This is a genomic window from Pollutimonas nitritireducens (assembly GCF_002849615.1).
Taxonomy (GTDB): domain Bacteria; phylum Pseudomonadota; class Gammaproteobacteria; order Burkholderiales; family Burkholderiaceae_B; genus Pollutimonas; species Pollutimonas nitritireducens.
Genome location: NZ_PDNV01000007.1, coordinates 72,804 through 91,856 on the forward strand (window position 1 = coordinate 72,804; position 19,053 = coordinate 91,856).

Annotated in this window: 19 protein-coding genes; 9 read left to right on the forward strand and 10 right to left on the reverse strand. The window is 57.2% G+C overall.

Annotated elements, in window-relative coordinates:
• Positions 1 to 10: 10 nt before the first annotated feature.
• Genes CR155_RS11760 through CR155_RS11770 form a run of 3 tightly spaced genes read right to left on the reverse strand, consistent with a single transcriptional unit; the run spans position 11 to position 2,667 of the window.
• Positions 11 to 805: a FadR/GntR family transcriptional regulator gene (locus CR155_RS11760; protein WP_102070232.1), complete on the reverse strand. Its 795-nt coding sequence runs from the start codon at positions 803 to 805 to the stop codon at positions 11 to 13.
• A 42-nt stretch (positions 806 to 847) separates the two neighbouring features.
• On the reverse strand, positions 848 to 1,909 hold the full coding sequence (locus CR155_RS11765) for an Ldh family oxidoreductase (protein WP_102070233.1): 1,062 nt from the start codon (positions 1,907 to 1,909) through the stop codon (positions 848 to 850).
• Positions 1,909 to 2,667 (reverse strand): SDR family NAD(P)-dependent oxidoreductase, encoded by a 759-nt coding sequence (locus tag CR155_RS11770; RefSeq protein WP_102070234.1) that lies wholly within the window; start codon positions 2,665 to 2,667, stop codon positions 1,909 to 1,911. The genes CR155_RS11765 and CR155_RS11770 overlap by 1 nt, the downstream gene beginning before the upstream one ends.
• 304 nt (positions 2,668 to 2,971) lie before the next feature.
• Here CR155_RS11770 and CR155_RS11775 point away from each other — a divergent pair, with 304 nt between their 5' ends.
• The 6 genes from CR155_RS11775 to CR155_RS11800 all read left to right on the forward strand — a co-directional run bounded on the left by CR155_RS11775 (position 2,972) and on the right by CR155_RS11800 (position 9,900).
• A complete protein-coding gene (locus tag CR155_RS11775) occupies positions 2,972 to 4,486 on the forward strand; it encodes a UxaA family hydrolase (RefSeq protein ID WP_102070424.1) in 1,515 nt (504 codons plus the stop codon).
• Between the two features lie 59 nt (positions 4,487 to 4,545).
• Positions 4,546 to 5,499 carry a C-terminal binding protein gene (locus CR155_RS11780; protein WP_102070235.1) on the forward strand — a complete coding sequence of 318 codons (954 nt, stop codon included), beginning with the start codon at positions 4,546 to 4,548 and terminating at the stop codon, positions 5,497 to 5,499.
• A gap of 41 nt (positions 5,500 to 5,540) precedes the next feature.
• Positions 5,541 to 6,626: an ABC transporter ATP-binding protein gene (locus CR155_RS11785; protein WP_102070236.1), complete on the forward strand. Its 1,086-nt coding sequence runs from the start codon at positions 5,541 to 5,543 to the stop codon at positions 6,624 to 6,626.
• Between the two features lie 70 nt (positions 6,627 to 6,696).
• Positions 6,697 to 8,013, forward strand: a complete 1,317-nt coding sequence (locus CR155_RS11790) for an ABC transporter substrate-binding protein (protein WP_102070237.1) — start codon at positions 6,697 to 6,699, stop codon at positions 8,011 to 8,013.
• A gap of 94 nt (positions 8,014 to 8,107) precedes the next feature.
• On the forward strand, positions 8,108 to 9,007 hold the full coding sequence (locus CR155_RS11795; RefSeq protein WP_102070238.1) for a carbohydrate ABC transporter permease: 900 nt from the start codon (positions 8,108 to 8,110) through the stop codon (positions 9,005 to 9,007).
• Positions 9,007 to 9,900, forward strand: coding sequence for a carbohydrate ABC transporter permease (locus CR155_RS11800; protein ID WP_102070239.1), 894 nt, complete (start codon positions 9,007 to 9,009; stop codon positions 9,898 to 9,900). The genes CR155_RS11795 and CR155_RS11800 overlap by 1 nt, the downstream gene beginning before the upstream one ends.
• Here the strand turns inward: CR155_RS11800 and CR155_RS11805 are convergent.
• Positions 9,890 to 10,987: a tellurite resistance/C4-dicarboxylate transporter family protein gene (locus CR155_RS11805; RefSeq protein ID WP_199171744.1), complete on the reverse strand. Its 1,098-nt coding sequence runs from the start codon at positions 10,985 to 10,987 to the stop codon at positions 9,890 to 9,892. The genes CR155_RS11800 and CR155_RS11805 overlap by 11 nt on opposite strands.
• Before the next feature lie 113 nt (positions 10,988 to 11,100).
• On the opposite strand from CR155_RS11805, the gene prfB reads away from it, so the two are divergent.
• The 3 genes from prfB to lysS all read left to right on the forward strand — a co-directional run bounded on the left by prfB (position 11,101) and on the right by lysS (position 14,488).
• Positions 11,101 to 12,205 (forward strand): peptide chain release factor 2 gene (prfB, locus tag CR155_RS11810; RefSeq protein WP_143705199.1). Its coding sequence is split into 2 segments (ribosomal slippage): positions 11,101 to 11,181 and positions 11,183 to 12,205, totalling 1,104 coding nucleotides; the frame shifts between segments, so codons are not numbered across the junction.
• A gap of 1 nt (position 12,206) precedes the next feature.
• Positions 12,207 to 12,956, forward strand: coding sequence for an SDR family oxidoreductase (locus CR155_RS11815; RefSeq protein ID WP_102070240.1), 750 nt, complete (start codon positions 12,207 to 12,209; stop codon positions 12,954 to 12,956).
• 11 nt (positions 12,957 to 12,967) lie between these two features.
• Positions 12,968 to 14,488, forward strand: a complete 1,521-nt coding sequence (lysS, locus tag CR155_RS11820; RefSeq protein ID WP_102070241.1) for a lysine--tRNA ligase — start codon at positions 12,968 to 12,970, stop codon at positions 14,486 to 14,488.
• Positions 14,489 to 14,591: 103 nt separating this feature from the next.
• On the opposite strand, the gene CR155_RS11825 is transcribed toward lysS, so the two are convergent.
• From CR155_RS11825 to CR155_RS11850, 6 genes are all read right to left on the reverse strand, one after another.
• On the reverse strand, positions 14,592 to 15,473 hold the full coding sequence (locus tag CR155_RS11825; RefSeq protein WP_102070242.1) for a methylglyoxal synthase: 882 nt from the start codon (positions 15,471 to 15,473) through the stop codon (positions 14,592 to 14,594).
• Positions 15,474 to 15,574: 101 nt separating this feature from the next.
• Entirely contained in the window at positions 15,575 to 15,898 is a 324-nt protein-coding gene (gene iscA / locus CR155_RS11830) for an iron-sulfur cluster assembly protein IscA (protein WP_102070243.1), read from the reverse strand.
• Between the two features lie 2 nt (positions 15,899 to 15,900).
• Positions 15,901 to 16,284: a Fe-S cluster assembly scaffold IscU gene (gene iscU / locus CR155_RS11835; protein WP_102070244.1), complete on the reverse strand. Its 384-nt coding sequence runs from the start codon at positions 16,282 to 16,284 to the stop codon at positions 15,901 to 15,903.
• Between the two features lie 19 nt (positions 16,285 to 16,303).
• Positions 16,304 to 17,515: an IscS subfamily cysteine desulfurase gene (locus tag CR155_RS11840; protein ID WP_102070245.1), complete on the reverse strand. Its 1,212-nt coding sequence runs from the start codon at positions 17,513 to 17,515 to the stop codon at positions 16,304 to 16,306.
• Positions 17,516 to 17,535: 20 nt separating this feature from the next.
• Positions 17,536 to 18,045, reverse strand: coding sequence for a Fe-S cluster assembly transcriptional regulator IscR (iscR, locus tag CR155_RS11845; protein ID WP_102070246.1), 510 nt, complete (start codon positions 18,043 to 18,045; stop codon positions 17,536 to 17,538).
• A 202-nt stretch (positions 18,046 to 18,247) separates the two neighbouring features.
• Positions 18,248 to 18,739, reverse strand: coding sequence for a low molecular weight protein-tyrosine-phosphatase (locus CR155_RS11850; RefSeq protein ID WP_102070247.1), 492 nt, complete (start codon positions 18,737 to 18,739; stop codon positions 18,248 to 18,250).
• Positions 18,740 to 19,053: the final 314 nt, after the last annotated feature.

Consider the following 19,053-nt stretch of genomic DNA (forward strand, 5'->3'; position numbering starts at 1 on the left):
ACGGCCGGGCTCACTTGCCTCCCTTGCGCGACAAGGCGACTGCACGAGGGCTCACCGCAGTAGATTCCGCAACGGTGGCGCGCCGACGCCGCGCAGCCGGCTTCCTGCCGGTGACAAGGCTGGAAGTAAGGCGCTTGAAGGCAATGCCCATGTGATTCTGCATGGCCGACTTGGCCAGTTCTGGCTTCTTGCTGCGCAGCGCCTTCAATATCGCGCGATGTTCGCGGATGGCGTCCTGCCAAACGTCATTGGTCTCGAAGTGGCTGTCGAGCTGGTCGAAAAGCGGCCCCATGCGAAAATCAAACATGCGCTTTACCACATCGACCAGCACGCTGTTGCCGGTAGCCTCGGCAATACGCACATGAAACAGCCTATCGGCTTCAACGGGTTTTATTCCCGCCAAGGCATCGGCTTCCATCATGTCGATGGCTTCCTCGATGGCGTCGAACTGGGGCTTGTCTCCCGCTTTCGCGGCGATCGCGGCCACTTCGCCTTCCAGCAGGATGCGCGCCTGTATGACTTCCAGCGGCCCCTCTTCGCCGGAAAGGTCAGGATGGTTTCTGGATGGCGCCGGCGGTTCGCAGATGTAGATCCCCGAACCCATCCGCACCTCGATATAGCCCTGCACCTCCAGAGCGATGAGGGCCTCGCGCAGCGAGGGTCGACTTACCCCCAGTTGCACCGCCAGGTCGCGCTCGGAAGGAAGCCGCGAACCGACGGGGAACTCCCCGGCGACAATAAGCGTACGCAACTGATCGCTGATCTGCCGATAAAGGCGCTGTGGCTCGATGACCTTGATAGGCATAATAGGAATTCACCGCGGATTGATTGCTATACGGGGCTACATTTAACCACCGATCGGAGATGGGAACGCTATGCCGTAACGTTCCGAACACTCAGCCAGCATCGGCCCGATGGTAGCATGCAGCGCCACCCCGTCGGCCAGCTGTTCGGCGCGGCGGACCATGCCCCGATCGCCGGGCATCCGTACGGCCTCCACGCCGGGCACGGGTGGGTTGCTACGGCATGCGTCGGCGATCCAGTCGGTCTGGCGCTCGAAGGCGTCAGTGCCCGCAAAAGCGGATGGATCATAGAGCGTCATGAACACGGTGGCGCCCCAGCCCGCGGGCGCGTCCGCTCGACCATGGCCAGCCAGTCCGCCGGTCAGCGCCTCGACGATAAGCGCCAACCCAAAGCCTTTATGGCCGTATTCCTGCCCGCCTATCGGCATGATGGTACCGGGCGGATCGGTTTCCAGAACAGCCGGATCGCGGCTAGGTTTGCCCTGTGCATCCAGCATGCAATCGTACTTGAAAGCTTGGCCAGCCTTCTGCAAACGCGCGCTCAACCCATTGGTCACGATAGAGGACGAGATATCGACAAGCAGCGGGTTGCCGGAGGTGGGAATACCCGCTGCAATCGGATCGGGGGTGAACACGGCCCGGCGCCCGCCAAACGGGGCGACGCTGGCCACCGCTGGATCGGAACTGGCCAGCAGCAACATCATTCCCTGCTCGGTGGCACGCAGAAGGTAGGCAGCGAGGCAGGCAATATGATGGCTGCGGCGTATGACCAGGGTCGCACTGCCGTACTGCCGGGCGCGTGGCACCAGGGTGTCGAGTCCTTGGTGCACCAGCCACGGGCCCGGCAAACGGCGGCCATCCCACAGTAAAGAAGCGCCCCGGTCGGACACCACGTCGGCTGAGCCGGAGAGCGCCATGGCGCCGCCCTGCATCTGCTTTACATAAGGAGCAAGCAAGGCCAGTCCGTGCGTATCGTGCCCCAGCAGGTCTCCTTCAACCAGGGTCTCGGCCACAGCCGTCGCCAGTGCCGCGTCCATGCCCGCGGCGCCCAGCACGTCGGTGGCGTAGCGGACAAGGTCCGGCGCGGAATATCGATGTGCAGTCATCAGTAGGTCGCCCGTCCGCCGGAAATATCGAAGACGGCGCCCGTTGAAAACGAGCACTCTTCGGAGGAAAGCCAGGCCACAATCGATGCGATTTCATCCGGGGTGCCGAATCGGTTCATGGGAATCTTGGAAAGCATGAAATCAATGTGCTGCTGAGTCATCTGTGCAAACATGCCCGTACGCACTGCGGCAGGTGTAATGCAATTGACGTTGATGCCGGTCTGCGCGAGTTCCTTGCCCAACGACTTGGTCAAGGCGATGACGCCCGCCTTGGAGGCGCTATACGCCGAGGCATTCGGGTTGCCTTCCTTGCCGGCGATAGACGCTATATTGACGATTCGGCCATAACCTTTCTTGCGCATGACCGGGACCACGGCGCGGCAACATAGGAACGGGCCGCGCAGGTTCACGCTCATGACCTGGTCCCAGTCTGCAACCGGATAGTCCCAAACGGTGGTGTTCGGTCCGGTAATGCCAGCGCTGTTCACAAGAATATCGATGGCATCGCCCGCACCGAGCGTGGCGTCCCTGGCAGCGTTGACCGACTCCTCAAGGGAAACATCGACGCTGACAGTGCGCGGCACATTCTGCTTGAATGTTTTCAGTGCATCCTCCAGCATCGCGGCGTCACGATCCCACAAGCTGACTGTTGCGCCGCCTTCTATCAAGCGATGAGCAATCGCCAATCCAATTCCCGCCGCCCCTCCTGTCACCACGGCATGCCGACCCGTAAAACCATAATGATTGCGTTGTGCCACCTGTGCTCTCCTTGTTGGAATTATTCTGATGATATTTGGTCAATTGGCCTGACCGCATTCAAGGGCTAGATTTCCATAGCAGCATGGCGTTGTCAAGCCAAATCCCGCCATGTTTATCTGCGGGTAAATCCTAGGAAGTCGAATTGGTAATACCACTTTACCTGCAAACGCAGGTGTAATAGACTGCGCGGAGAAAGGCATTCATCCCGTCAACACCCACAGCGACCCATCCGGACAAACGCACAGGAAAAACAACGTGGCGCAAGAGATATCCATAGCAGTCGAGTCCATCAGCAGGCGCAGCATGGCGCCTGCTGCACTTCGACTCAATCCCAACGACGACGTACTGATTGCGACACGCGACATCCCGCCGGGCACACCGTTACCCGACCATCTAATCAAGTCGTCCGACGCCATCCCCGCCGGACACAAGTTGGCCGCCACGTCCATTGCCACCGGAGCGCCGGTGCGTCGCTACAACCAGATCATCGGTTTTGCCACACGCGACATCACACCCGGCCAGCATATCCATTTGCACAATCTGGCCATGCACGATTTCGAACGCGACTATGCCTTTTGCGCCGATGTCATCGACACACCTGTTCCCGACCAGCAACGGACGTTCCAGGGCATCGTGCGCCCGAACGGCACTGTGGCAACCCGCAACTACATAGGCGTCATCAGCAGCGTCAATTGCTCGGCCACGGTCTGTCGCCAGATCGCCGATGCTTTTCGCGGCGAAGCGCTGGCAGCATTTCCCAACGTCGACGGTGTTGTGTCGATCACGCACAAAACGGGCTGCGGCATGGCCAGCAACGGCGAAGGCATCGATGTCTTGAGACGCGTCACCGCCGGCTATATCCGGCATCCCAATTTTGCCGCGGTACTGTTCATTGGACTGGGGTGTGAATCGAATCAGGTCAGCTCCCTGCTGGGCGCCGAAGGCCTGGCCGAGTCCGACCGCCTGCGCGTCATGACCATCCAGGATATTGGCGGCACGCGAAAAACCATCGAACGCGGCATCGAACTCGTACGCGAGCTCCTCCCTGTCGCCAATCGGGTCGCACGCGAACCCCTCCCCATCAGCCACCTCACAGTCGGGCTGCAATGCGGCGGCTCCGACGGCTATTCGGGTATCACGGCCAATCCCGCACTGGGTGCTGCCATGGACCTCCTGGTGCAGCATGGAGGCACCGCGATCCTCAGCGAAACCCCCGAAATCTACGGTGCGGAACATCTGCTCACTCGCAGGGCCGTATCGCGCGCGATCGGTGAAAAGCTGGTCGACCGTATTCACTGGTGGGAACGTTATACAGAGCGGTTGGGCGGCGAAATGAATAACAATCCGTCTCCGGGCAACAAGGCGGGCGGCCTCACCACCATACTCGAAAAGTCGCTTGGCGCCGTTGCCAAGGCTGGCACCAGCAATTTATCGGACGTGGTCGAATACGCGCAACCTGTCACTACGCGCGGCCTGGTGTTCATGGACACCCCCGGCTACGACCCCGTGTCCGCCACCGGCCAGGTCGCCGGAGGCGCCAACGTCATATGCTTTACCACCGGCCGCGGCTCGGTATATGGCTGCAAGCCCTCCCCCTCGCTGAAACTGGCCACCAATTCATTGATGTATGGCCACATGAGCGAAGACATGGATATCAACTGTGGCGACATCCTTGACGGCGCCAGCACGGTGCAACAGAAAGGTGAAGAGATTTTCAACCGCATCATCGAGATCGCGTCCGGAGCCGCCACCAAAAGCGAAGAGCATGGCATGGGTGAAGATGAGTTCGCGCCCTGGATACTGGGTCCCACCATGTAAGCAGGCTCCACCCCAACCACGACTCGAGGGTAAATGCGTTGAACAACACGAAGCAGGCCATGAAAATTCTAATCACTGACTATGACTTTCCCGACCTCGAACTTGAACAGTCGCTGTATCGCGACGCAGGCATCGAAGTCGTCACGGCGCAGTGCCGTACGGAAGCCGACGTCATTGCGGCCTCTGAAGGCTGCCACGGTTTACTGGTGCAATATGCGCCGGTCAATGCTGCTGTCTTCCAGGCGCGCCCCAATATACGCATCGTAAGCCGCTACGGTGCCGGTTTCGACACGGTAAATACCGCCGACGCCAAAGCACATGGCGTATGGGTGGGCAACTCGCCCGACTATGGCGTGGGCGAAGTGGCGACCCACGCCTTTGCCATGATGCTGTCCCTCTTGCGGCACATTACCTTTTACGATCGCGACGTCAAGAACGGCATGTGGCATTTTTCCTCGGCAGGCCCCATACGCCGCGTTTCCGACATGACCGTTGGCATCCTTGGACTGGGCCGTATCGGCAAGCGTATGGCACATATCAGCCGTAATAGCTTCAAGCACGTCATCGCCTGCGATCCTTATCTGCTCGATGGCGACTTCCCATCCTACGTCGAGCGCGCCACGCTGAACGAACTGTTTTCCAGGGCCGACGCTATCTCCTTGCATGTTCCCCTCACCGAGGAAACACGCAATATCGTCAACAAGGATGTACTCGATCTCATGAGGCCCGGCAGCGTATTAGTCAATACGGCGCGTGGCCCGGTGGTAGATATCGACGCCTTGCTGGACACTCTGGACGAAGGCCGCCTCGACGGCGCCGCACTGGATGTCTTGCCGCAAGAGCCGCCCGCTACGGACGCACGCATCGTGCAACATCCCCGCGTTCTCCTCTCACCCCATGCGGCGTTCTATTCGGTAGTGGCCGAAAAAGAGCTCCGGCGCAAGGCGGCCCAGAACCTGGTCGACTGGGCCAGCAATGGGCGCCCGTCTTATGTAGTGGTTGAAGGAAGGTAGGGCAGCAAAGACCGATAACCCCCGAGACAAAGGAAAGCGGCATGGCATCAGTGCAAATTCGAAACGTACAAAAATACTTTGGAAGTACGCAGGTCATCCGGGGTGTAAACATCGACATAAAGGATGGCGAATTTGCAGTGCTGGTGGGGCCATCCGGTTGTGGAAAATCCACGCTGTTGCGCATGCTGGCCGGGCTCGAAGAAATCACGCACGGGGAAATTCTTATCGGCGATAAAGTGGTCAATAATGTGGCGCCCAAGGAACGCGACATCGCCATGGTGTTTCAAAACTATGCCTTGTATCCCCACATGACGGTGTACGACAACATGGCCTTTTCACTGATATTGGCCAGGTCGGATAAAGCCGTCATCAAGCAACGCGTCGACAAGGCGTCCGAAGTGCTGGGCCTGGGTGAGCTGCTGGACCGATATCCGCGCCAACTGTCGGGCGGCCAGCGTCAGCGCGTGGCCATGGGTCGCGCCATTGTGCGGGATCCACAAGTGTTCCTGTTCGACGAACCGTTGTCCAACCTGGATGCCAAATTGCGGGTGCAGATGCGCGCCGAGATCAAGGCCTTGCACCAGCGCCTGCGCACCACGTCGGTATACGTGACACATGACCAGATCGAAGCCATGACCATGGCCGATCAAATCGTCGTCATGCACGACGGCATCGTCGAGCAATTCGGAAAGCCGCTGGAAATCTACGACCATCCCCGCAATCTGTTCGTGGCAGGTTTCATCGGCTCGCCCGCCATGAATTTCATTCCAGGCATTCTGCGCCACGGGGCAACAGATTCACAGGTGGAGTTTCCCGACGGCACTGTCTTGCCCGCGCCGGCAAGCGCACAAGGCATGGGGTCGGATGGCGACAAAGTCATTTACGGCGTGCGACCCGAACATCTGACTATCGGTTCCCCTGGCGCCGGCTTGAAGTCCGTGGTCACCGTCATAGAACCCACCGGCGCCAATACCGAAGTCTATTCGCGGTTTTGCGATGTCAACATCATTTCGATCTTCCGCGAACGGCACGACTTTGCCGCTGGCGACGTATTGCATCTGGCGCCCGACGCCAACCACACTCATTTGTTCGATGCGCAGTCCGGCAACGCACTGACGCGCGTCTGATTTCTGGAGGCTTTGACGATGTAGCACCGCGGCATGGGACGTTGTCCCACTAACCAAAGGAGTGGATGACATGACAAAACTTACAAGACGCGATTTCCTCGTTTCGACAGCAGGTATTGCTGCCGCATCGGCTGTGGGAGGCAATGCATTTGCCGCCACCGGCAACCAATTGGTGTACAAGCCCGAAGATGGCGCGAAATTGCGTGTTCTCAGATGGAAACGGTTTGTACAAGGAGACGAAGATCTCTGGAACGCCAACACAAAAAAATTCACGGAAAAAACCGGCGTCGAAGTGCGGGTGGACTCTGAGGGCTGGGAAGACGTCCGACCCAAGGCGGCGGTTGCCGCCAATATCGGCAGCGGGCCCGACATTGTCATTGGCTGGTTCGACGACCCGCATCAGTACCCCGATAAACTGATCGATCTGTCCGAACTGGCCAACTATCTCGACAAGAAATATGGCGGCTGGTACGACGTATGCAAAAAGTATGGCATGCGCGGCGACAAATGGATCGCCCTGCCCCTGGGGGTGGTGGGTAACGCCATCGTATATCGCGAGAGCCAGGTCAAGGCCGCCGGATTCGATGGTATTCCGAAAGACACGGCGGGTTTCCTCAAGCTGTGCCAGGCCCTGAAAGCGAAGGACACTCCTGTGGGGTTCGCACTTGGCAAGGCGGTAGGCGACGGCAATAACTGGGCGCACTGGCTGCTATGGTCACACGGGGGGATGATGGTCGATGAAAAAGCCAATGTGGTCATCAATTCACCCGAAACGTGGGAAGCGCTTGAATACGCGAAGCAACTGTATGCAACCTTCGTCCCCGGCACACTGTCGTGGCAGGATCCGTCCAACAACAAAGCGTTCCTCGACAATCAGGTCAGCGTCACGGCCAACGGCATCTCGGTTTACTACGCCGCCAAGAATTCCACCGACCCCAAATGGCAAGCGTTGGCCAAAGACATCCAGCATGCGCATTTGCCCATAGGTCCCATCGGCAAGCCCACAGAACTTATGCAAATCACGCAAATGATGCTGTTCCAGCACACCAAGTACCCGAATGCAGCCAAAGCGTATCTGCAATTCATGTTGGAGGCCGAACAATACAACCCATGGATGGAAGCAGCCATCGGCTACGTCAGCCAGCCTTTGAAAGCCTACGAGGCCAACCCCGTCTGGACGGTTGATCCCAAGCATACGGTTTATCGCGATGCGGCGGCGCTCATGCTCGATAACGGCCACGCGGGTCCGCTTGGAACTGCCTCCGCGGCAGTCATGGCCGACTACGTGTTGCTCGATATGATCGCCAACGCCGCGAGCGGCGCCAAGTCACCCAAAGACGCAGCGGAACAAGCGGCCGAACGCGCCAAACGTTACTACAAGACCTGAATAATCGAACCCGTATAGCAGTGATTTGAGTCTGCCCCATGGTCTGCGTCGGCATTTGCACGGCGCAGACCGGCGGAACTTGCCGAGGACGACTATGCTTTCCCGTGTGCTGAACAATAGAAACTGGCTGGGCCTGGCTTTCATGCTTCCGACCGCCGTCCTGCTTTTGCTATTCCTGACCTACCCGCTTGGACTCGGAATATGGCTGGGCTTCACTGACGCCAAGATTGGGCGTGCCGGGGAATGGGTAGGATTGGAAAACTACATTTACCTCTCCGGCGATTCCGTGGCGCAGCTGGCCTTGTTCAACACCCTGTTCTATACCTTTATTGCCAGCGTCCTGAAGTTCGCGCTGGGCCTGTGGCTTGCGCTGCTGCTGAACAAGAATCTGCCGTTCAAGGCGTTTTTCCGTTCCGTCGTGCTGCTGCCGTGGATAGTTCCGACGGCGCTGTCCGCCCTGGCGTTCTGGTGGATCTACGATGCCCAGTTTTCCATCATCAGTTGGGTGCTGGTCAAGATCGGCATTATCGACACTTATATCAACTTCCTGGGCGACCCCTGGATGGCTCGCCTCTCGACCATAATCGCCAATGTCTGGCGGGGCATACCGTTCGTGGCCATCACGCTGCTTGCAGGCTTACAAACCATATCGCCCGCCTTGTACGAGGCCGCTTCGATCGACGGTGTGACGCCCTGGCAACAATTCCGTTTCGTCACCCTACCCTTACTGACACCCATTATTGCCGTCGTCATGACGTTCTCCGTCCTGTTCACGTTCACTGACTTTCAACTGATCTATGTCCTTACCCGCGGCGGACCGCTCAACGCCACGCATCTTATGACTACCCTTTCCTTCCAGCGGGCGATTCCGGGTGGATCGCTCGGCGAGGGGGCCGCCCTGGCCATAATGATGGTGCCGTTCCTGCTGGCAGCCATCATGTTTTCCTACTTCGGTTTGCAACGGCGTGCATGGCAACAAGGCGGAGACAAGTGATGAACAGTGATCAAAAGCGAAAGAAAGACGACAAGAATGAAAAACAGGGTATGGAGTATCTTCAATCGATTCCGCGACGCTGGGTCACGATCTACATTCCATTAGGCATATTCGTATTCGTGCTGCTGTTTCCGTTCTATTGGATGGTCATCACTGCGTTCAAGCCCGATGAAGAAATGGCGCTGAGTTCCGGCAACCCGTTCTGGGTGCTCGCTCCAACCTTGAAGCACTTCTATAAACTCATGTTCGAAACGCCCTTCCCAGGGTGGCTGTGGAATTCGATACTCATCTCCACCGTGGCAACCTTCATTTCCCTGGCGGCCAGCGTCTTTGCCGCCTATGCCATCGAACGTCTGCGCTTCCAGGGGTCCAAACAAGTAGGTCTGGGCATTTTCTTCGCGTATCTGGTTCCTCCGTCGATACTGTTCATACCACTGGCGGCCATCGTGTTCCAGCTGGGCCTGTTCGACACCCGGATGGCGTTGATCCTCACCTATCCTACATTTCTCATACCATTCAGCACCTGGCTTCTGATGGGCTATTTCCGGTCCATACCCTACGAGCTCGAAGAATGTGCCCTGATCGACGGCGCCACCCGATGGGAGATTCTTATAAAAATAATTCTTCCGCTGTCGGTGCCCGGTCTGATTTCAGCCGGCATTTTCGCCTTCACACTGTCATGGAATGAGTTCATCTATGCCCTGACCTTTATTTCCTCCACCGAGATGAAGACGGTTCCGGTAGGAATCGTGACGGAACTGATAGAGGGGGACGTCTATCATTGGGGCGCGCTAATGGCCGGAGCACTTATCGGATCATTGCCGGTGGCGATTGTGTATTCGTTCTTCGTCGAATACTACGTGTCGGGCATGACGGGCGCCATCAAGGAGTAAGCACCCTGAAAACACGCCGCAGCATTCCAATAAACGCCAGGCTCCACGCGAATACCGCAACAAAAAAGAACAGTGCGGGCACGGCGTTCAGGAAATCAAATCCCATGGCGGCATTGAGCTGCCACGTACTGGCGGCATACATGCCCAACGGAAATACCGCGCCCCAGTACAGCGGGTCATAGCGCAGCGGAAAGCGCCTATACACGTAGCGCCACACGCCCAGTATCAGGAGCATGGGTATCCACCAGGTTCCTGTAGCCCAATAGAAAATGGTGAAACCCTTCAGAAATGGCAGCAAAGAGATCAGATACGGCGCATCGGCCGAGTTAGCCACCAGCAATGATCCCGCCAGGGTCGAGATTGCCATGGCGCCCATATTTATCCAGTACGGCGGCGTAAGATCGTCCGGCGCCAGCCGGAAGTAGGTATAGCGATAGAAAATCAGCGACATCATCCATATATAAAGCATGCCGCCCCAGAGCCACATGGACAAGGCCAGGAAATTGAGTTCAAGCCGATAAGGCTGGGCGCTGACCGCGGCAAGCAAGGCGCTGCTCACCGCTATCGATTGCGTTGCCACCACCGCCAACAACCAACCTCCATTAATGCCGCGGTCGAGCGTCGGTTTGTCACGCTTGACCGTCAGCGCTGTGAATATCCAGTAGGTAAAGACAAACCACAGGAACACGGCGACGCTCCACAGAACCAGCCCGACACGAGTATCGTGGGCCAGCACCATGAATTGGCAGGCCAGAATGGAGGTAGCCGCGACCGTCGTGAAGAAGCCAGGCGCCCGAAGATGGTCCAGCAAATCGTCCCAAACGGCGCGCGGATACAGAACGGCACGCATGACTGTCAATAGCCACAAAATACCGTACATGCCGGTATTCAGCCAGAGCAGCCACATGGCAACCGACGCATAGCCTAACGCATGGGCGGCCAAGGACACGATACCCGTCGCCATGACCATGCCGAAGTTCGCCGGCGACATGCCAAGCAGCGTAACCGGAATTTCGCCATGGCTTTCCGGCGCTGTGAAAGGTGAGTCAGTATGTCCGGATGGTAGTGAGGAATCTATTGTTTTCATGGCTAATTCGACCTGTTCTCGGCGATAAGCCGCATTCTACGCTTCGCACAAGGTAAAATATTTGGTTCACCCTTACTCGCATCATTGCAAGTTCAACATATTCAGGAAAAGTTATGGAAGCCGAACGTCAAAACCAACTCGCCGCCCGCCTGCACGACTACGCGGACCGCCAGCTGGCGCTACGGGGGTATCTTTGACTACGATGCCAAGTCCGAACGCCTGCACGTCGTAAACGCCGAGCTTGAAAGCGCCGAGGTCTGGAACGACCCGAAACACGCACAAGAGCTGGGCCGCGAAAAGAAAAGCCTGGAAAACACGGTCCACACCCTGACTGAAATCGGCATCGGCCTGGCCGATGCCCAAGAGCTGTTCGACATGGCCATCGAAGACGATGACGAGGCAACATTGCTTGCGGTCGAGCACGATATCGAGTCCATCGGAACGCGACTCGAAGATCTTGAGTTCAGACGGATGTTTTCCAATCCTGCCGATCCGCTGAATTGTTTCATGGATATCCAGGCCGGAGCCGGTGGCACCGAAGCGCAGGATTGGGCATCCATGTTGCTTCGACAGTATTTGCGCTATTGTGAGCGCAAGGATTTCAATGCCGAAATTCTTGAAGTATCCGACGGTGAAGTCGCCGGCATCAAGTCCGCCACCATCAAGGTGATGGGCGAATACGCATTTGGATTCCTGCGCACTGAAACCGGCGTACACCGCCTCGTTCGCAAAAGCCCATTCGACTCCGCCAATGGCCGTCACACTTCCTTTGCCAGCGTGTTCGTCTACCCCGAGGTCGACGATTCGGTCGAAATCGAGATTAACCCGGCAGACCTGCGGGTCGACACCTATCGCGCCAGCGGTGCGGGCGGACAGCACATCAACAAAACCGATTCGGCCGTGCGCCTGACCCACATGCCCACCGGCATCGTCGTCCAGTGCCAGAATGACCGCTCGCAGCATCGTAATCGCGCTGAAGCCATGCAAATGTTGAAGTCGCGGTTGTACGAACTTGAGATGCGCAATCGCATGGCCGAACAGCAGAAGATGGAAGACTCCAAGACCGATGTGGGCTGGGGACATCAGATCCGGTCCTACGTGCTCGATCAAAGCCGCATCAAGGATTTGCGCACCAATGTGGAAATATCCAATACACAGAAGGTGCTGGATGGCGATCTCGATCCTTTCATTCAAGCCAGTCTGAAACAAGGAGTATAAAGTGGAAGCATCGACGGTCGCCATCGTAACCGGCGCCTCCCGCGGCCTGGGAAAGGCATTGGCCACCAGCCTCTTGAAGCCCGGCACGCACCTCATCAGCATTGCCCGAAGCGAGAACGCCGAACTGACTCAGCAGGCATCGGTATCCGGCGCGGTGCTCGAGCAAATGTGCGCCGACCTGTCCGACCCGTTGGCCGCACAGGCATGTGCCGACAGCATTGCGCTCCAGCTGCCTCGCCATGCGCAACGCTACGTGCTCATCAATAATGCCGGGACAGTCGAACCCATAAGCCAGGCTGGCGACCTTTCCGATGCCTCGGCAATTGCCCGGGCATTCAATCTGAACGTGACCAGCGCCATCGTGCTCATTGCCGCCTTTCTCCGTGCCGCACCCGCAACGTCCGACCGGCGCATACTCAATATATCTTCCGGCGCCGGCCGCAACCCCACGCCAGGCTGGGGTGTCTACTGCGCCACGAAGGCGGCGCTGGATCACTATACGCAGGTACTGGATGCCGAACATCACGGTGTCCGTGTCGCATCCCTTGCGCCGGGCGTCATCGACACCGGAATGCAAGCGAAAATACGCAGTAGCGACCCCAGCCAATTCCCCAACGTGCAACGCTTCGCTCAAATGCACGAGCATGGCCAACTCTCAACTCCCGCCGCCATCGCCGAAAAAATACTGCGCTACATCGCGCACGACAGCTTCGGCACCACCGTGCTCGACGATATCCGAAATCACGCTTGAAACCAACCATAATGAACGAACCTACGCCCTCCCCACTTGCCATTGACGAGAACCACCTGATCGCGGAACGTCGCGGCAAACTGGCAAAACTGCGCGCTACCGGCGTTGCTTATCCCAACGATTTCCGGCCCGATAACACCGCCGCAGCGCTGCACACGGACTACGACGGTCTCGATAAAGAAGCCTTGGCGGAAATTTCCAAGCACACCGTGGTGGCTGGCCGCATGATGCTCAAGCGCGTGATGGGCAAAGCCAGCTTCGCCACCTTGCAGGACAGCACCGGCCGCATCCAGATTTTCCTGGACAAGAACAATGTCGGCGAGGACGTCTATGCCCAGTTCAAGACCTGGGATATTGGCGACATACTCGGTATAGAAGGCACGGTATTCAAGACGAACAAGGGTGAATTATCGGTACACGCCACCTCCGTCCGACTGCTCACCAAGTCGCTGCGTCCACTGCCCGACAAGTTCCATGGCGTGGCAGACCAGGAGTTGCGCTATCGCCAGCGCTATGTCGACCTGATCATGACCGAAGAAACACGTCGTACGTTTGTCGCACGCAGCAAGGCCGTAGGCAGCATCCGCCAGTTCATGCTCGATGCGGGCTTTCTCGAAGTGGAAACCCCCATGCTGCACGCCATACCGGGAGGCGCCGCCGCCAAGCCATTCGTTACGCATCACAACGCGCTCGACATGGAAATGTTCCTGCGCATCGCGCCGGAGCTTTACCTGAAGCGACTGGTCGTTGGCGGGTTCGATCGCGTGTTTGAGGTAAACCGAAACTTCCGCAACGAAGGTGTGAGCCCTCGCCATAATCCAGAATTCACCATGATGGAGTTCTATGCGGCTTACACCGATTATCGTTGGCTGATGGACTTCACCGAATCGCTCATACGCGTGGCGGCCATCGCAGCCACAGGCAGTGCTGTGCTGAACTATCAGGAAAAGACGTTGGACCTCAGTCAGCCGTTTGACCGCCTGACCATCGTGCAGGCCATACTGAAATATGCGCCAACGTATGCCGCAGACCAATTGGAGGATGAGCACTTTCTACGCACTGAGCTAAATCGCTTGGGCGCCGATGTGAACGGACCGGTACTTGCGCGTGCCGGCATCGGCGCATTGCAACTGGCGCTGTTCGAAGAAACTGCTGAAGCTAAGTTGTGGAACCCTACTTATATCATTGACTATCCGGTCGAGGTCTCGCCGCTGGCCCGGGCGTCCGACACGCAGGAAGGGGTTACCGAGCGTTTCGAGCTATTCATGACGGGCCGAGAAATTGCCAATGGTTTTTCCGAACTGAATGATCCTGAAGATCAGGCAGCACGTTTCCTGGCACAGGTCGAGGCCAAGGACGCCGGCGACGAGGAAGCCATGTTTTATGATGCCGACTATATCCGTGCACTGGAATATGGCATGCCGCCCACCGGCGGTTGCGGGATTGGCATCGACCGCCTGGTCATGCTGTTGACCGACAGCGCCAGCATACGGGACGTCATACTTTTTCCGCATCTGCGCAAGGAAGACTAGCTGGCGGCGTCGCAGCTGGTCCATATGCCCCCGTCGATGGCGTTCTGCATCCCCCTATAGGCGAGTGCCGGGCCAACCAGGCTCGATCATCGCCCAAGGGGCATCATGCAAGCCGTGCCATTGCCGTAGCCCATTTATGAGCAACGGCCGGCGACGCAATGCAACTGGCCTTGTCAGTAACGACGCGGACCGCCCTTTCCAGCAGCTGGATATCCGCCTCGTGCTGTCGCGCCACATGTGGGTCTTCGAAAAATATGACCCGTTGGCAACGTCGTTCAAGAACCAGCTCGGCGATTTGCGCATCGCCACCCAAGGGACCGCTTAAATACGGCTGCACCCATGGCTGTTCGCCAGGCCAACCGCGCGACCACGCCAGCTCGTTCAAGCGCGAACTGGTTGTTCCGGTACCGACCCGCATGGCGAACCGGGACAGTAGATCAAAGTGCACGCTGGCGAACTGCACCATTTGGTCTTTCAGGGCGTCGTGCGCGATCATGGCCAGCGTTTGCCCCGTAAAATCGAACATCGGCTGCAAAGCAGGATTGGGATCGAGGCCCGTCGAAAGCCTTTCCACCTCTATCCATTCGATAGCACCCATCAGGGTCGAGACAAATGGGCGGCCATGCGTAATACACTGACGCTTCAGCGCCAATGCTTCCGGAAAAATGGACGATGGATCGACGGGATCGATGAGATAAATTGCTCCGTCAAAGGGCGAAGCGCCGTCGCGCCCCTCGGTGACCCTTGCCACGAGTTTCATAAGACCGCCCTCGCGGCCATACGGATAGCGGATCAGGCCAGGATAGGCTTCCAGCAGGTCTGAACGCTGGATGGCATCGTAAGTTCGGCCGACAGTGTGCAGCTCGATTCCAAGCTGACGTATTCCGGCGGCCGAGCATTCCAGCCACTCAAAGATCGCGGCACCATAGGTTTCATGGTGCAAACGGTTTGCCGCCAAACCGAAGCGTAAAGTAGTGTTAGCCATGCTCGTGATAGAAAATTGATGGAGTCAATCACTATACCCGAGCTGGGTTGAATGCATGTGACGTTGCCGCGGCAATGCCCAATATGTTCGATCGACCCTAATCAAACTGTGAACGATTCGCCGCAGCCGCAAGTGGCCTTTTCGTTAGGATTGGAGAATCTGAAGCCTTCGTTGAGGCCTTCGCGACCGTAGTCGAGTTGCGTTCCTTCAAGAAAAGGCAAGCTTTTGGGGTCGACAAACACCTTGACGCCAAACTGCTCGACCACCTGGTCTCCGGGGGCTGGTTCGTCGACGTACTCGAGTTTGTAGGCCATGCCCGAACATCCTGTTGTACGCACGCCCAGGCGCAGGCCCAGCCCTTTGCCTCGTTTCTCGATATACCGGCTGATATGGTCAGCCGCTTGTTGTGTAAGCGTAATTCCCATGATTAGTCCTGGTGCTTTTCCTTGTAGTTCCGGACCGCCGCCTTGATGGCATCTTCGGCCAGAATGGAACAGTGAATCTTTACCGGCGGTAAAGCAAGTTCCCGAGCAATTTCCGTATTGCGGATCTGTATTGCCTGGTCCAGCGTCTTTCCCTTTACCCACTCGGTGACGAGCGAACTCGAGGCAATTGCTGAACCGCAACCATACGTTTTAAAGCATGCATCTTCAATGATACCCGATTCGTCAACCCTGATTTGCAGTTTCATCACTTCACCGTCGGCGGGCGCACCGACCAAGCCGGTTCCCACGCGAATATCGGCCTTGTCGAATGCGCCAACATTGCGCGGATTCTCATAGTGATCGATCACCTTATCGCTGTAAGCCATCGTATGCGTCACCCTTCCCTTAACTTGCGACCCACTGTACCGTATCGAGGTCGACACCTTCCTGAAACATTTCCCACAGCGGCGACATATCGCGCAACCGTGCCACGCGGGTCGTCAGCAAATTTACCGCGAAATCCACATCGGCGGCCGTTGTATAGCGCCCCAGGGTGAATCGGATGGAACTGTGTGCGAGCTCGTCGCTGCGGCCCAAGGCGCGCAGTACATACGAGGGCTCCAGACTGGCCGACGTACACGCGGAACCGCTGGAGACGGCGATCTCTTTCAGTGCCATGATCAGTGATTCGCCCTCGATGTAGTTGAAGCTGACATTCAGATTATGGGGCACGCGTTGTAGAGGGTCGCCATTCAGGTAAACCTCTGGAATCCTGGACAGCCCTTCCCAAAGCCTGTCGCGCAATACCCGGATGCGGTCGATCTCTGCCTGCATTTCGAGCCGGGCCAGACTGAACGCCTCGCCCATGCCTACAATTTGGTGCGGTGCGAGCGTGCCGGATCTGAAACCTCGCTCGTGACCTCCCCCATGCATTTGAGCTTCAAGACGTATGCGCGGCTTGCGACATATATATAAGGCACCAACGCCCTTCGGTCCATACGTTTTGTGTGCGGAAAAGGACATCAGGTCCACCTTGAGCGCCTGTAGATCGATGTCGACTTTACCGGTGGCTTGTGCTGCATCAACGTGGAAAATGACGCCCTTCTCTCGACATATCTGTGCGAGGGCGGCGATGTCCTGGACCACACCAACTTCATTATTGACGAACATCACGGAAGCCAGGATGGTGTCGGGCCGCAACGCCGCCCTGAAGAGGTCGAGGTCCAGCAACCCGGAATCTTCAACCTGCAGGTAAGTGACCTCGTAGCCTTGTCGTTCGAGCTCCCGGCACGTATCCAGAACCGCCTTGTGTTCAGTCTTCACTGTGATAATGTGCTTGCCCCGCACCGAATGGAAAGCTGCTGCGCCCTTCAACGCAAGGTTGTTGGACTCGGTAGCACCTGACGTCCAGACGATTTCACGCGGGTCGGCATTGACCAGTTCAGCGACCTGGCTGCGCGCCAATTCGACGGCCTCTTCCGCATCCCATCCATAGCTGTGACTACGCGATGCCGGGTTGCCGAAATTCTGGGACAACCACGGGATCATCTTCTCGGCAACCCGCGGGTCAACCGGCGTAGTTGCCGAGTAGTCGAAATAGATCGGACGTGATGGCATGGACGAAAGTTCCTGGTTTGTTAGGCGGGCGCTATGGATTTTATGGCGATGGTTGCGGGGCGGTCTACGCGCACGGTCTTTTGATCTTTGGTCGCTTCTTGTAGCAGTCGCATACGCTGCTGATCCACCAGATCCTGCAATGACACCGAATCCAGATAATCTACCATTTTACGATTTAACGTGGACCACAGTTCGTGTGTCATGCATTTACCGCTATTGCCATTCCGGCCGATATTGCAATCTTCCTTGCCTCCGCAGCTGGTGGCGTCCAGCGGCTCGTCGACCGCGAATATGATGTCGGCCACAGTGATGTTGCGGGCCAGCCGCGCGAGAGAGTAGCCACCACCCGGCCCGCGCATGCTTTCGACCAGCTCGTGGCGACGCAGTTTCCCAAATAGTTGTTCAAGATAGGATAGCGATATATTCTGGCGATCGCTGATGCCAGCCAGGGTGACAGGACCGCTTTGCTGGCGTAGTGCCAGGTCGATCATGGCGGTCACGGCGAAACGCCCTTTGGTCGTTAGACGCATGGTGAATTCCTTGCCAAAACTTTTACAGATGGAGATGAAATCAGCCAGTGAGCCATACCCGACTAATTAACTCAAGTATAGTCAATTCCCGACTAATTTGCTAGGGTAATTCATCGTCAATGCGAGCGTCTCCGGTTGTCCGTCCGGAACGTGGCAAAAAAAAACCGTGCGGTCGCACGGTTTTGGTTGCAAGTGTATGAATTTATGCCGCCTGGTATTGGGTAGCGCGCTTGCGCACCATTTCGAGCACGCCCTGACACGCGTCTTCAAGGTAATCCAGCACCTTGCCGAACCCTTCTGGCCCGCCATAGTAGGGATCGGGCACGGTGGCCTCTTCAAATTCGTTGGCAAAGCGCATTAACAACATGAGCTTGTGCTGATAGATTTTCGGGCATTGCTGCTGCATGGCCGACAGGTTTTCCCAGTCCATGGCAAGAATAAGGTCGAATTCCCGGAAGTCGTCGGCGGTGATCTGCCGGGCAACGCAATGGGATAATTCGTAGCCGCGCTTGCGCGCGGCAGCCTGCGCGCGAGCGTCGGGCGCCTCGCCAATATGAAAGCTGTGGGTGCCAGCTGAATCTACGCCCACGACCCCAGAGAGCCCCGCCTCGTCGATTAAACGGCGAAAGACACCCTCTGCGCTTGGCGAGCGACAGATATTACCCATGCAAACGAAAAGTACCTTAGTCATCATAGGTAAGAGTGTGAGGGAAAACCCGCAATAAGGCAAGAGTTTTTGCAAGCAAACATATACATCGTGGCACGCATTGACAAAACCAAAAACGTAGCTGCAACAACACCTTACCAGCTTTTGAACGAGGCCGCGATCGCAGCATAGGTCATTGAAAAAACAAGATATGGGCACGCGATCATGCGCTGCACCAAACGAATTCATGTCCGGGAAACACGACGATGAATGAGGGTAAACCCGTATGTATCTTGATATGATATGCGGTTTCCAGGACCTGAAAGCGCAATCAAAATTGTTACGACGATATGTATGTCGGG